The following is a 13,104-nucleotide window of genomic DNA, read 5'->3' as shown; positions in this document are numbered from 1 at the left end:
CGGCATGGTTCAGCCGTCGAGGGGCTCGTAGTCGAACCAGTCGAAGTGGACGGTGCCTTCGGCGGCGTACATGCCGATGACCCGACCGGTGAAGCCCCCGGCGACCTCGGTCGACAGGTAGCGGCCGTCGAGGGTCGCGAGCTCGGTGAACGTGCCGTCGGGCTGCTCGACTCCGAGGGAGACGACGTCGGGTCCGGTGCACGGGCCGTGCGGTGGCGGCGGGTCCGTGATCGTGAGTGCGAGGACCACCGGCCCGGCGGGTACGGACCGTGCGGCCACGACCGTGCGCAACGAGCCGACGCGCGCGATCACTTGGACCTGCGAGCCGGACAACTCGAGCTCGTAGTGGTGCCGCTCGTCGAGCCGGACGCAGAGGCCACCGCTTCCCTCCGCCGCGTCGACCAGAGTGCGCGCCCGACACGACAAGTGCTGCTGACGGCGGCCGGTGAACACCACGTCGGGCTCGTCGAGGGAGGCGCCGCGCGCGCGGAGCGTCAGCCATCCGGGGCGCTCCTTGGTGGTGCAGTGCTCGGCTGGCCGGTCGCGCAGGGAGATCCAGGACGGTCGCAGTTCGGCGACCTCGAAGTCGTCCCGGCGCTCCTCGACGGGGCCCGGGAAGAGCGGCCACGGTAGCTCGGGCAGGTCCAGGGCGACCTCGCCGACGACCGGCCAGTCGTCCACCCAGGTCACGGGGGCCAGGAAGGTCTCCCGGCCGAGCACGTGCCAGCCCGGCGTGCCGCCGCCGGGTCGGACGCCGAGCAGCACCATCCACCAGGAGCCGTCGGGGCCCTGGACCAGGTCGGCGTGCCCGGTGTTCTGGACCGGGTGGTCGGTGCCCCGGTGAGTGAGGACCGGGTTGGCCGCACACGGCTCGAACGGGCCGGTGGGCGTACGGCCGCGGGCGATCGAGACACCGTGGCCGCGCTCGGTGCCGCCCTCGGCGATGAGGAGGTACCAGTAGGCGCCGATCCGGTACAGGTGCGGCGCCTCAGGGGCCTTGGCGCCGGGTCCGCCGGACCAGAGCTTGTGCGGTGTCCCGTACGTCTGCCCGGAGGAGGGGTCGAGACGGACCTGCGAGACCCCGGCGACCGTGCACCAGCAGGTGCCGTCCTCGTCCCAGACCAGGTCGGGATCGATGCCGGGGACACCCGGCGCCCGGATGGGGTCCGACCAGGGGCCGGCGGGGTCGGCGGCCGTGACGATCAGGTTGCCGCCGCCCTCGGTGCAGTTGGTGACGATCAACCAGAACCGGCCGTCGTGGTGGCGCAGGGTGGGGGCGTAGATCCCGCCGGAGGACCACGCGTCCGACAGACGCAGTTGCTCCGGCCGGTCCAGGGCGTTGCCGATCTGCGTCCAGTGCACCAGGTCACGGCTGTGGAAGAGGGGTACCCCGGGGAAGTACTCGAAGCTGGAGCAGGCCAGGTAGTAGTCGTCGCCGACGCGGCAGACGCTGGGGTCGGGGTGGAAGCCGGGGATCACCGGGTTGGTGAAGCGTCCTTCCGGCTGGTGCAGAGGGGGCACCGACAGGTCCTCTCGTCGAGACGGGTTGCTGGCGTGGGTGGTTCAGAGAGCGCCGGGGTCCGTGGGGGTGATGCGGAGCAGGACGGCGGACGGCGCGGTGGGCAGGGTCAGGCTCAGCTCGGCCGTGTCGGGCGTCCAGGTGGATGCGGCCCGGCTGACCGAGGGGTAGAGCAGGTCGACAGCGGCGGCGGTGTCCCGCAGGTGGGGCAGGTGAAGGGTCGCGCTGTCGTCGGTTCCGGGGCGGCGCCAGGCGGTCAGGTAGGTGATGGCGGGAGTGCGCAGGGCCAGGGCGATCCAGGGGGCGTCCCAGGCAGGAAGGCCCAGTGGCCAGGACGGTACGGCGTGCGGCAGGTCGGCGCGGATGGCCTTGTACGCGGCTATCGCCTCGTGGACCAGGGCGCGGGCCTCAGGCTCGAGTTCGGGAATGCGGCCGGACAGATGGATCCGGCCGAGGAGCGCGTTGGCCATGGTGAAGGCCACCTCGTCGAGGGAGTCCTCCGGCTGCGGGTAGGCCCATACGGCGCCCTGTTCGGGCGTGACGGCGGTGGGTGCGGAGGCTGCGATGGGCGCGTAGAGGTCAAGGTTCTGCTGGTCGCTGGTGGACTGCAGGTGCAGTCGGGACAGCAGGGCGTCGTCCCAGCGCATGCCGCCGGAGGAGCAGTTCTCCACGACCAGGTGCGGATGGCGGTCCAGGATGCCGTCGAGCCAGTCGAGGTGCGCCCGGTTGTGCCCGAGCAGTCCGGCGCCCGGGGTCTCGCCGGGGTGGGCGCTGGTGCCGGAGCCGGGGTCGATGTTGTGGTCGAGCTTGAGGTAGCCGACGCCCCACTCGCCGACCAGACGGTCCACGACCTGGTCCAGGTGGGCACGGGCGGCGGGGTGGCGCAGGTCCAGGTGGTGGCGGCCGGTCTCGGTGACGCGGACGCCGTCGCGGCGGAAGAACGCCTCGTCCGGGAGGGATTTGGCCATGGGGCTGCGGACGCCGATCACCTCCGGCTCCAGCCACAGACCGGGCACCATGCCGCGCTCGCGGATGCGGTCCAGCACCTCATGGATCCCGCGCTCGCCGGGGAACCGGGACGCGGCCGGCTCCCAGGCTCCTACGCTGTCCCACCAGCCGCCGTTCTCGCCGTCGTACCAGCCGGCGTCGATGACGAAGTACTCCGCGCCCGCTTCGGCCGCCGCGTCGATGTGCGGCAGCAGCTTCTCGGTGGTGGGGTCGCCCATCAGGCAGTTCATGTAGTCGTTGAAGATGACGGGCAGCCGCTGGTGGTCGGCGTGCGGGCGGCGGGCGGCCCGGCGGTACCGGGTGAGCGCGGCGAACGCGGCGTCGGGGCCACCGCCGGCGCTGAAGCACAAGGCCGCGGGTACGGTGCGGAACTCCGCGCCCGGCTCCAGCGGATGCCGCCAGCCGTGGTGGGTGTCGGTGGGTCCGAACAGCGCCGCGTAGGCCGCCTTGTCGTGCTCTCCGCATTCCCAGCGCCAGCCCCCGCCGTTGTGCTCGATCTGCCACACCCAGGTGCGGCCGGTACGCCGGTTCGTCAGGCCGCCCATGGGGAGGCGTCCGCAGCTGGACCAGGTGCCCTGTCCGTTCAGGGCGAAGCCGGCTTTGCCGTGCCCGTTGCTCACACGTCCGCTGTGGACGGGTGAGGTCACGCGCATCGGCTGTCGCTGCCAGCGGCATTCGGTGAGCCAGTCGTTCTCGGCCCACAGCAGGTCGGCACCGTCGATCGCCTCCGGGCCGTCGGCGAGGGGGCCGACGAGGGAGGAGACGGACTCCAGGTGCAGGGTGGCGTCCCCCTCATTGCGCAGAACCACCTCGCTGCGCAGTACGGGCACTCCGTCCGGCGAACGGTAGGTCACCTCGGCGACCAGTCCGGTTTCCGGGTCGGCGAGTTGGACGGTCAGCGTGTGCCAGTCGCCGTCGCGAGTCGCGCGGTGAGTCCGGTGCCGCAGCCGCCCGCCGAGAGCAGTGCCCACGAGGCGGTTGCCCGACCAGGCACGACCGTGCCCCGCGGCCGTCACCTCCACCAGGGGCAGGGACGCACCGCGGATTCTCCGCGCTTCGCCGGGCAGCCCGAGGTGCGTGAGGCGGGGGCTGCCGTCGCCATCGAGGACGATCTCGAGATGAAGGGCCTCGTGCCCCCAGTGGACGGTCCCTTGTTCTTGGGTCATGGCGGCCCTCTCGAGGTCGGTGCCCGCGCGCAACGGCCGGGCAGCGGTTCGTGCGCATGACCCAGGGGCCTGGGCTGTCGAAGCGCTTCACTCGCAGGCGCAAGTTAACGAAGAAGTTTCGTGCGAAACAAGGGTGCCTACCGCTAGAAACTTTCCTCCCCTGGTGCATTGGCACTCCGCCGGGGGCGATGGCCTCTTCGAAGCGCTTCGACACGCGGCTTCAGAAGGTTCGCGGCTAGGGCTCGGGGAGCGTCTGTGCGCACCAGATCGTCTTGCCGTCGGTGGTGTGCCGGGTGCCCCATCCCTGGGTGAGCTGGGCGACGAGCAGCAGGCCCCGGCCGCCCTCGTCGAAGGCGCGCGCCCGGCGCAGGTGCGGTGCGGTGTTGCTGGCGTCGGAGACCTCGCAGATCAGGGAGGCGTCGCGAATCAGCCGTAGCCTGATCGGGGGCTCGCCGTATCTGATGGCGTTGGTGACCAGCTCGCTGACCACCAGTTCCGTGACGAACGACGTCTCCTCCAGGCCCCAGGCCTCCAGCTGGTCGAGGGCGGACTTCCTGGCGCGCGGCACCTGCGCGGGGTCGGGTTCGATGTCCCAGTCGACGACGTGCTGGGGATCCAGCGCGTGAGTGCGCGCGAGCAGCAGGGCGGCGTCGTCGGTGCGGCGTTCGGGAAGCAGGGTGTCCAGCACCGTGTCGCAGAGGCCCTCCAGTGAGGTGGCCGACTGGTTCAGGACCCGCAGCAGTTCGGCCGTCCCCTGGTCGACGTCGCGCTCGCGGCTCGCCACCAGTCCGTCGGTGTAGAGGGCGAGCAGGCTGCCTTCGGGCAGTTCGAGTTCCGTGGCCTCGAACGGCAGCCCACCGATGCCGAGCGGTGGTCCCGGCTGCGCGGGTGCGGGGGTCCTGGTGCCGTCCGGGGAGACGATCAGCGGCGGTGGATGACCCGCGCTCGCCAGTGTGAAGCGGCGGGAGACCGGGTCGTAGACGGTGTACAGGCAGGTGGCCCCGAACTCACCGGTCGGCTGGAAGCGGCCGGCGGGCTGGAGGTCATTGGCGAGGTGGATGACCAGGTCGTCCAGGTGGGTCAGCAACTCGTCCGGCGGCAGGTCCACGTCGGCGAGCGTGCGGACCGCTGTGCGCAACCGGCCCATGCTGGCCGAGGCGTGCAGGCCGTGACCGACCACGTCGCCGACGACCAGGGCGACCCGGGCGCCGGAGAGCGGAATGACGTCGAACCAGTCACCACCCACTTCCGCGCCCGTCCCGCCGGGCAGGTAGCGGGATGCCACCTCCACGGCCTCCTGGCTCGGCAGCTGCTGGAGCAGCAGACTGCGTTGCAGGGTCAGCGCGGTCGTGCGCTCGCGCGAGTACCGGCGGGCGTTGTCGATGGCGACGGCTGCCTTGGCGGTCAGCTCTTCGGCGAGGATCAGGTCGTCGGCGGTGAAGGCCTCGGGACGGTCGCTGCGGGCGAACGTGACGACGCCGAGCAGCGCGCCGCGGGCCCGGAGCGGCACGGTGATCCGGCCGGTGAGCCCCTCCGCGGCGATCGACTCGTCGATCAACGGGTTGCCCGGCGGCCAGTGGGCCGGGTCGGCGGCGAGCCCGGGCCCGAAGGCCCACTCGCCGCCCTCGCCCGGTTCGGCGGCGAGCTGAACCGTGGACCTGCCGGTGGTCATGCAGCGGGCGGCGACGGAACCGGGGGCATGACTGACCGGCATCGGGGACCCCGGAGCCCGGTCCGTGTCATCCCGGTCCGTGTCATCCTTCGCGCTGTGCCGGGCGGCGCGGCTGAGCGCGACGGCTTCCCCGGAGGCGGAGCCGGAGGCAGACGCGGGGGAAAGGGGCGGTTCCTCTCCGCGCAGCACCTCGTCGAAGAGATCGACGGTGACGAGGTCGACGAATCTCGGCACGGAGGTCCTGGCCAGTTCCTGAGCGGTGCCGATCACGTCGAGTGTCCGGCCGATGCCGCGGCTGGCCTCGTTGAGCATGAGCAGGCGCTGCCTGGCCCAGTACTCCGCGCTCATGTCGAATCCCCAGTTGGCGACCGCGCGGACCCTGCCCTCGGCATCCCGGACGGGCCAGATGCTGGTGGCCCAGGCGTTGGCGTAGTTACTGCCCAGCGGCCGGAAGACGGTGATGAGACGCGCGGGCTTGCCCGTCCTCGCCACCTCGGCGAGTTGGTCGGTGTAGGGCTTGTCGTCCCTCTCGGGGAACAGTTCGCGGTCGAATTCGGGAAACAGCTCGCGGTACTTCCTACCGAGCACTTGCTCCTCGGAGTGCGCGATCACCCGGCCCGAGGACGCGTTGATCCACAGAAACCGCAGCTCAGGGTCGTAGACGCCCAGAGCGAAGGGGCTCTGCTCGAAGGCCAGGTCGGCGATCACCGGGCGTCGCTCCCAGCGTTGGACGGTCACCGCGTGGCCCAGTGCCCGGCCGTCGGCGCCGAAGAGCGGGTGCGCCGACACCGAGACGTCCACCGTGGAACCGTCCCGGTGCCGCAGGGAGACGAGCCCCGTGTGATCGGGGGCGCCGACGTGACTCTCGGGGAAGCCGGGTGGCGGGGGAGCGGCCAGCAGGTCGGTCACGGGGCGCCCGACGGCCTCCTTCGCCGTCCAGCCCAGCAACAGCCGCCCGCTTTCGCTCCAGCCGCTCACCACGCCGTCCGGGCCCACTACCAGCGCGGCAGCGGGGGCGTTCTGCTTGCCTGCCATGTCCACGCGCTACGCCTCCGTCCGGACAAGCCGTGCCCGTCAGCGCTGGTCTTCAGCCGCAGCTTCCAGCCTAGGTCCGCTTCTGCTCCCCGGCTCTCCGACCGCGCGTACCCGACCGCCGGGTGGACTGAGCGGGGCCGCGCCCGCGCGGCCCCGCTCGACAACGACCGCAGACGTCCGTGGGCCGCCGTGGATGGGATGGCGACATGGTCAGGTGCGGACGTCCCGATCGTGTGTGCGCGTAAGGGGTGGCGGACCGGGGTTCGCCCACCCCGGTCCGCCGCACGGCCCGGCCGACAGGGCCGCCGGGTACCGGTTCCGCTGCCGGTCGGCGATGAGGCGGTCGGCCTGGGCCGAGGTCCCGCCGGCTACAGCGCGGTGAAGGTCCACAGCAGGTTGGTGCTGCTGCCGTAGGTCCACTGCTTGGCCATGGAGCCCGAGGCCACGTTGCCGCCGCCGTCCAGGACGAGGCCGGTGGTGCGGTTGGCTATCGAGTAGCGGTCGCTGCCCCGGTGGGTGATCGTCCACTGCTGGTTGGTGCCGCCGTTCCAGGCGGCCTGCCGGGCGGCGGAGCCGTCGGTGGTGGCGCCCCAGCCGTCGGCGACCATGCCGTTCGTGCGGTTGACCAGCCTGTAGTAGCCGCCTCCGACAGCTTCCGCATGCCACTGCAGGTTCGAACTGCCGTCCCAGGTCCACTGCTTGAGGTTGGAGCCGGAGGCGACGTTGCCGCCGCTGTCCAGGGCGAGGCCGTTGGTGGCGTTGGTGATCCGGAAGTACGCCGCCGGGTTGAACTGGACCTTCAGCGAGGTGATCTGGTCGTTGTTGCCGGTGACTCTGAGGTCGGGGTTCTCGGCGGTGAAGGTCCAGGAGGTGCCGGTGAAGTTGTCTCCGGAGTAGCCGATCACCTGGTAGCCGGGGGCCGGCCGGAGGGAGGAGAGGGTACGGGGGCCCGGTCCGGCCGCGGTCAGGTCGGCCGCGGTGTAGTCGCCGACGGTGAGGACGGCGGCGTTGCCGGTGTAGTCGACGTCCGTGAAGGCGATGGCGCCGGCGAGCGGCCGCAGGCCCGGGATCGTGCCGGCGAAGGTGAGCTTCAGGACGTAGGCGCCCGCGCTGTACGGCGCCGAGGACGGCAGGGTGACGGTGAGGCCGGAGGTGTTCTGGGTCGGTGTGGGCAGGTCGATATAGGTGCCGGCGGTGGAGCCGAGGAGCTGCACCGAGGGCAGCGAGGAGAGGTTGATCCGGTCCGAGCCGAGGGTCTTGATCGTCAGCGAGCTGCCGGGCCAGCCCAGGACCGTGGCGTAGAGGACGTTGTTCGCCTTGTTGCGGGTGAAGCGGATGTCCTGCGCGGTGCCCGCGTGCGGAGTGGTGAACGAGCCGCCGCCCATCTTCGTCGGCCCCTCGCCGTACGCCGTCCAGGCGCGGGTCGCGTACACCGACTCGCCGAAGCGCTTCAGGTGGTCTCCGATACCGAGCAGGATGTCCTTCTGCGCCTGCGGGATGGTGCCGTCGGCCATCGGTGCGATGTTCAGCAGCATGTTGCCGTTCTTGCTGACCCGGTCGAGGAACGAGTGCAGCATCTGCTGGGTGGTGTAGTAGCCGATGCCCTGGGTGTAGCACCAGCTGGAGCTGGAGATGCTGTCGTCGGTGAGCCAGTACGGGGTGGTGAGGTCGGCCGGCCCGCCGCGCTCGTAGTCGAAGACCTCGCCCTTGCCGTTCATGCCGTCCTTGTACGTGGCGACGACCTCGCGGCCCCAGCTGTCTGCCTGGTTGTAGTAGTACGCCAGGAAGTTCAGGCGCTGTGTCTCGTCGACGGCGTCCAGATTGAAGTCCTGCCACAGGATGTCGGGCTGGGCGCGGTCGATGACCTCCTTCAGTTTGTCGAACCAGAGCTGGTTCTCCGCGGCCGAACCCAGCTGCCCGTAGAGCTTCTTGAGGCTGCTGTCCGTCTGGGCGGGGGCGAACTCGTAGAAGCCGGTGAAGTTGTACGCGTGGTGCATGGCCACCAGCAGCTTGAGGCCCTTGGCGCGGATAGCCGTGGAGAACAGCCGCAGCAGGTCGAGTCCCGGGCCCTTTCTCACCGAGTTCCACTCGTTGACCTGGCTGTCCCACATGGAGAATCCGTCATGGTGCTCGGCCACCGGGCCGGCGAATCTGGCTCCGGCGTCGACGAACAGCTGCACCCACTCGTCGGGGTCGAACTTCCCGCCGGCCGACTTCAGCTTCGGTGCGAACTTGACGGTGTTGCCCGCCAGGTCCCGCGCCCCGTTGATGAAGTTGTGGTACGGCCATGCCGAGGGCTGGCCGTAGGTCGCGATGTGGTGCTGGTTGGCGCTGTTCCCGCTCTCGTACATGTTGCGCGGGTACCACTCGTTGCCGAAGGCGGGGACGCTGAAGACGCCCCAGTGGAAGTAGATCCCGAACTTCGCGTCCTGGAACCACTCCGGAGCCGGCGGGTGCTGGTCGACCGAGTTCCAGTCGGGCGTATACGTGCTGGGCGCCGCCTGGGCGACACCGGCACCGAACGCACCTCCGGCAACGGCCGCCGTGGCCACGCAGGTTGCGGAGGCCAGGAGCTGGCGCCTGTTCATCGAGCTCGACATTGACACATCCCTGGGGCGGAAGGGGCAGGGGGAATGCAGGGCCACGCATGAAGGTCGACCATGTCGGCCTGGCGTGTCAACCAATGTGTAGGGATGAAAGCGACCATTACTGTGGACAAATAGCCCGGATTGCCTGGTTCTGATGAGTATTTCTGTCACGCAAACATGGAATGTCTCGCCGTGTATGTGTGGCCAGCGCAGCGATGAGGTCGCCGAACGATTGATGGGATGGATCTTCCCCTGAGGGTGCCATCTTGGCGTGACGAATACTCACAAACTGCCTTTTCCCCCTCGGTGTTGTACGAAGGCCTGGACAGTCCAGCGGGTCACGCCTATAAACATCCCATCTCTACATCTCCCACTACGGGACCGGCGCGAGGAAGCACTGATGAGATTCAGCACCGCCCTCTGTTCCGCCGTCTCCGCCCTGTCCGCACTGGCGCTGCTCAGCGCGTGCGGCAGCGGCTCCACGTCGGCGTCGTCCGGTGACGCGCCGCTGGTCGGCGTCGACTACCCGCGCTCCGACACCGACTTCTGGAACTCCTACATCAAGTACACGCCGGAGTACGGCAAGAAGCTCGGCCTCTCGCTCAAGACCACCAACTCGCAGAACGACGTCGCCAAACTCACCGCCAACGCACAGACGTTCATCAGTCAGGGCGTCAAGGGCATCGCCATGGCCCCGCAGGACACCGCCGCCGTCGCGCCGACCCTGGCACAGCTGGAGGCGAAGAAGATCCCGGTCGTCACCGTGGACACCCGCCCGGACAGCGGCAACGTCTTCATGGTGGTCCGCGCCGACAACCGTGCCTACGGCGAGAAGGCGTGCCAGTACCTCGGCACCAAGCTCGGCGGCAAGGGCAAGGTCGTGATGCTGGAGGGAGGTCTCGACTCCATCAACGGCCGTGACCGCACCGAGGCGTTCAACGACTGCATGAAGAAGGACTACCCCGGCATCAAAGTGCTCGGCGAGGCCACCAACTGGGACGGGGCCGTCGCCGCTCAGAAGCTGCAGACCGACCTGACCGCCCACCCGGACATCAGGGGGGTCTACATGCAGTCCAGCTTCGCCCTGTCCGGAACGCTCCAACTCCTCAAGCAGAAGGGCCTGTTGGTCGACCCGAAGGACAGCAAGCACGTCTTCGTCGTGTCGAACGACGGCATCCCCGAGGAACTCAGGTCCATCGCCGCCGGGAAGATCGACGCCACCGTCTCCCAGCCTGCCGACCTCTACGCCAAGTACGCCCTGTACTACCTCAAGGCCGCGATCGACGGAAAGACGTTCAAGCCCGGCAGGACCGACCATGACAGCACCATCATCCAGGTCCGCGACGGACTGCTGGAGGACCAGCTCTCCGCCCCGCTGGTGACTGCCGACGGCGGTACCTACGGCGGCGTGCCCAGCGTCAAGAGCGACGACAAGTCGTTGTGGGGCAACAACCTCGGCTGATCGCTTCTCCTGCATGCAACGGCTCACGAGAACAAGGCGGTTGAGATGAGCGACGGGCAACGAGCGGTCACTCCCGCGCCCGACCCGGCGAGCCACGGACGGATCCCGACGGGGCCACCCGTCGTCGAGGCGACGGGCATCGTCAAACGATTCGGTCCGACGGTGGCCCTGAACGGCGCCCGGATCACCATCAGGCCCGGGGAGACCCACGCGCTCGTCGGCCGCAACGGAGCCGGCAAGTCGACCCTGGTGTCCGTCCTCACCGGCCTCCAGGCCCCCGACGAGGGAACGGTCACCTTCGGCGGCGAGCCCGCCCCACGGCCCGCCGACCGGAACACCTGGCGGCAACGCGTGGCCTGCGTCTACCAGAAGTCGACGATCATCCCGACGCTGACCGTCGCCGAGAACCTCTTCCTGCACCGGCACGACCACGGGCCCAGCCGGCTCATCAGCTGGCGGGGCACCCGTCGCCGCGCCCGGGACCTGCTGGCGACCTGGTCGGTGGACGTCGACCCGCAGACCCCCGCGGGCGAACTGAGCGTCGAACAGCGGCAGTTCGTCGAGATCGCCCGGGCACTGTCCTTCGGGGCGCGGTTCATCATCCTCGACGAGCCGACCGCCCAGCTCGACGGGGCGGCGATCAACCGTCTCTTCGAGCGCATCCGCGACCTGCAACGGCAGGGCGTCACGTTCCTGTTCATCAGTCACCATCTCCAGGAGGTCTACGAGATCTGCGACATGGTGACGGTCTTCCGCGACGCCCGGCACATCGTCACGGCGCCGGTGGCGGAACTCCCTCGCACCGAGCTGGTCGCCGCGATGACCGGCGAGGCGGCGGCCGACCGGCAAGGGGAACGGGCGAGCACCCTCACCTCCGGCGCCACGGCCGCGCTGAGCGTCCGTGCTCTGCGAGGCGACGCGTACGACGACGTGAGCCTCCAGGTCGGGACCGGCGAGATCGTCGGCCTCGCGGGCGCCGCCGGCAGCGGACGTACCGAGGTCGCCGAGACCGTCGTGGGGCTGCGGGCGCCAGCGGCGGGCGAGGTGGAGATCGCCGGGCGGCGGCCTCGGCCGGGCAGTGTGCCCGCGGCGCTCGCCGCCGGTGCCGGGTTCGTCCCGCAGGACCGGCACCACCAGGGCCTCGTGCCCGACATGTCCATCGCGGACAACGCCACACTGTCCGTACCGAAGCGCCTTGGCTCGAACGGGTTCCTGAGCCGCAGCCGCCGGGACCGGCTCGCCGAGGGCATGATCGAGTACCTGGCGATCAAGACCCCTGGTCCCGAACTGCCCGTCTCCGCCCTGTCCGGAGGCAATCAGCAGAAGGTCGTCATGGCCCGCGCCCTGGCGAACGACCCGCGTCTGCTGGTGCTGATCAATCCGACCGCGGGCGTGGACGTGCGCTCCAAGGAGTTCCTCCTCGGCAAGGTCGAGGAGACCGCCCGGACCGGCACCGGAGTGCTCATCGCCTCCGACGAACTCGACGACCTGCGCATGTGCGACCGGGTCCTGGTGATGTTCCAGGGCCGGGTGACCTCAGAGGTCGCCCGCGGCTGGCACGACCACGACCTCGTGGCCGCGATGGAAGGAGTGGACCTCCATGCCTGAGACCGTCCTCGCGGACACCGCCGCCCCCACGGAAACGGAGGCGCAGCGGACCAGGCTGCTCGGCGGCCGGATACCCCTGGCGCGCCTGCGCGATCTCGCGCTCGTCCCTGCCATCGTGGTCATCGCGGTCGTCGGCCAGATCGTCAACCCGGTCTTCCTCCAGGCCGACAACCTCGTCAACGTCCTGCAGACCATGTCCGAGATGGCCCTGCTGGTCCTCGCCCAGGCGATGATCCTGATCGTCAGGAAGATGGACCTGTCCCTCGAGTCCACGATGGGCCTCGCGCCCGGTGTCGCGGCCTGGCTGGTCGTGCCGACCGGCGCGGGACACGGTCTCGGGCTGCTGCCCGGTGTCTGGTCGATCCCGGTCACGCTCGCCGTGGGCGTACTCGTCGGCGTGCTCAACGCCCTGCTGATCATCCGGTTCGGCCTCAACGGCTTCATCGTGACCCTCGGCATGCTGATCGTGCTGCGCGGCGTCCTCACGGGCATCTCCGGCGGTCAGACGTTCTTCCAGCTGCCGGACTCGATGCTCTACCTCGGCACTGCCGAATGGTTCGGTGTGCCGGCCTCGATCTGGATCTGTCTGATGCTGTTCGCCGCCGCGATCGTGGTGCTCGGATGGACCAGCTTCGGCCGTTCGCTCTACGCCATCGGAGGCAACGTCGACGCGGCGAAGGCGGCCGGCATCCGCACCGACCGGGTGCTGTGGATCGTCATCGTCACCGGCAGCGTGCTCGCCGCGCTCGCCGGACTGATGCTCTCCGGACGGCTGGCCTCCGTCGCCTCGGCCCAGGGCAACGGCTACATCTTCACCGTGTTCGCCGCCGCCGTCATCGGCGGGATCAGCCTCAACGGCGGCAAGGGCACCATGTTCGGGGCGTTCTGCGGCATCCTGCTGCTCTTCCTGATCCAGAACGTGCTCACCCTGGGCGGTGTACCCGCGCAGTGGATCGGCGCCCTCAACGGCCTGATCATCCTGGTCGCCCTCGCCATCTCCCGCATCACGGGCGGCAAGGTCCAGGAGTGACCCGCGCGGCCGTCGC

The 13,104-nt window shown here is 69.9% G+C and carries 7 protein-coding genes; 3 read left to right on the top strand and 4 right to left on the bottom strand.

Going from position 1 to position 13,104, the window contains the following annotated elements; all coding sequences use genetic code 11:
• Positions 1–9: 9 nt before the first annotated feature.
• From M2157_RS05490 to M2157_RS05475, 4 genes are all read right to left on the bottom strand, one after another.
• Positions 10–1,521: a glycoside hydrolase family 43 protein gene (locus M2157_RS05490; protein ID WP_280864610.1), complete on the bottom strand. Its 1,512-nt coding sequence runs from the start codon at positions 1,519–1,521 to the stop codon at positions 10–12.
• Positions 1,522–1,563: 42 nt separating this feature from the next.
• A complete protein-coding gene (locus tag M2157_RS05485) occupies positions 1,564–3,693 on the bottom strand; it encodes an alpha-galactosidase (protein ID WP_280864609.1) in 2,130 nt (709 codons plus the stop codon).
• A gap of 235 nt (positions 3,694–3,928) precedes the next feature.
• Positions 3,929–6,400 carry a SpoIIE family protein phosphatase gene (locus M2157_RS05480; protein ID WP_280864608.1) on the bottom strand — a complete coding sequence of 824 codons (2,472 nt, stop codon included), beginning with the start codon at positions 6,398–6,400 and terminating at the stop codon, positions 3,929–3,931.
• 368 nt (positions 6,401–6,768) lie between these two features.
• The gene (locus tag M2157_RS05475; protein ID WP_280864607.1) at positions 6,769–9,000 is read right to left on the bottom strand and encodes an alpha-L-fucosidase; all 2,232 of its coding nucleotides are present in this window, start codon (positions 8,998–9,000) and stop codon (positions 6,769–6,771) included.
• A 388-nt stretch (positions 9,001–9,388) separates the two neighbouring features.
• Between M2157_RS05475 and M2157_RS05470 the strand changes: the two genes are divergently transcribed.
• From M2157_RS05470 to M2157_RS05460, 3 genes are read left to right on the top strand one after another with little or no spacing between them, the layout of a single operon-like run.
• On the top strand, positions 9,389–10,450 hold the full coding sequence (locus tag M2157_RS05470) for a sugar ABC transporter substrate-binding protein (protein ID WP_280860658.1): 1,062 nt from the start codon (positions 9,389–9,391) through the stop codon (positions 10,448–10,450).
• 45 nt (positions 10,451–10,495) lie between these two features.
• Positions 10,496–12,058 (top strand): sugar ABC transporter ATP-binding protein, encoded by a 1,563-nt coding sequence (locus tag M2157_RS05465; protein WP_280860657.1) that lies wholly within the window; start codon positions 10,496–10,498, stop codon positions 12,056–12,058.
• Positions 12,051–13,088 carry an ABC transporter permease gene (locus M2157_RS05460; RefSeq protein ID WP_280864606.1) on the top strand — a complete coding sequence of 346 codons (1,038 nt, stop codon included), beginning with the start codon at positions 12,051–12,053 and terminating at the stop codon, positions 13,086–13,088. The genes M2157_RS05465 and M2157_RS05460 overlap by 8 nt, the downstream gene beginning before the upstream one ends.
• Positions 13,089–13,104: the final 16 nt, after the last annotated feature.

Source organism: Streptomyces sp. SAI-127 (assembly GCF_029894425.1).
Classification (GTDB): domain Bacteria; phylum Actinomycetota; class Actinomycetes; order Streptomycetales; family Streptomycetaceae; genus Streptomyces.
This window is presented reverse-complemented; position numbering and strand designations above follow the sequence as displayed.

Bases quoted from the DNA above. Each gene is read 5' to 3' on its own strand.
- M2157_RS05470 (WP_280860658.1), top strand. From the start codon at position 9,389: ATGAGATTCAGCACCGCCCTCTGTTCCGCCGTCTCCGCCCTGTCCGCA.
- M2157_RS05475 (WP_280864607.1), bottom strand. From the start codon at position 9,000: ATGTCGAGCTCGATGAACAGGCGCCAGCTCCTGGCCTCCGCAACCTGC.
- M2157_RS05485 (WP_280864609.1), bottom strand. From the start codon at position 3,693: ATGACCCAAGAACAAGGGACCGTCCACTGGGGGCACGAGGCCCTTCAT.
- M2157_RS05460 (WP_280864606.1), top strand. From the start codon at position 12,051: ATGCCTGAGACCGTCCTCGCGGACACCGCCGCCCCCACGGAAACGGAG.
- M2157_RS05465 (WP_280860657.1), top strand. From the start codon at position 10,496: ATGAGCGACGGGCAACGAGCGGTCACTCCCGCGCCCGACCCGGCGAGC.
- M2157_RS05480 (WP_280864608.1), bottom strand. From the start codon at position 6,400: ATGGCAGGCAAGCAGAACGCCCCCGCTGCCGCGCTGGTAGTGGGCCCG.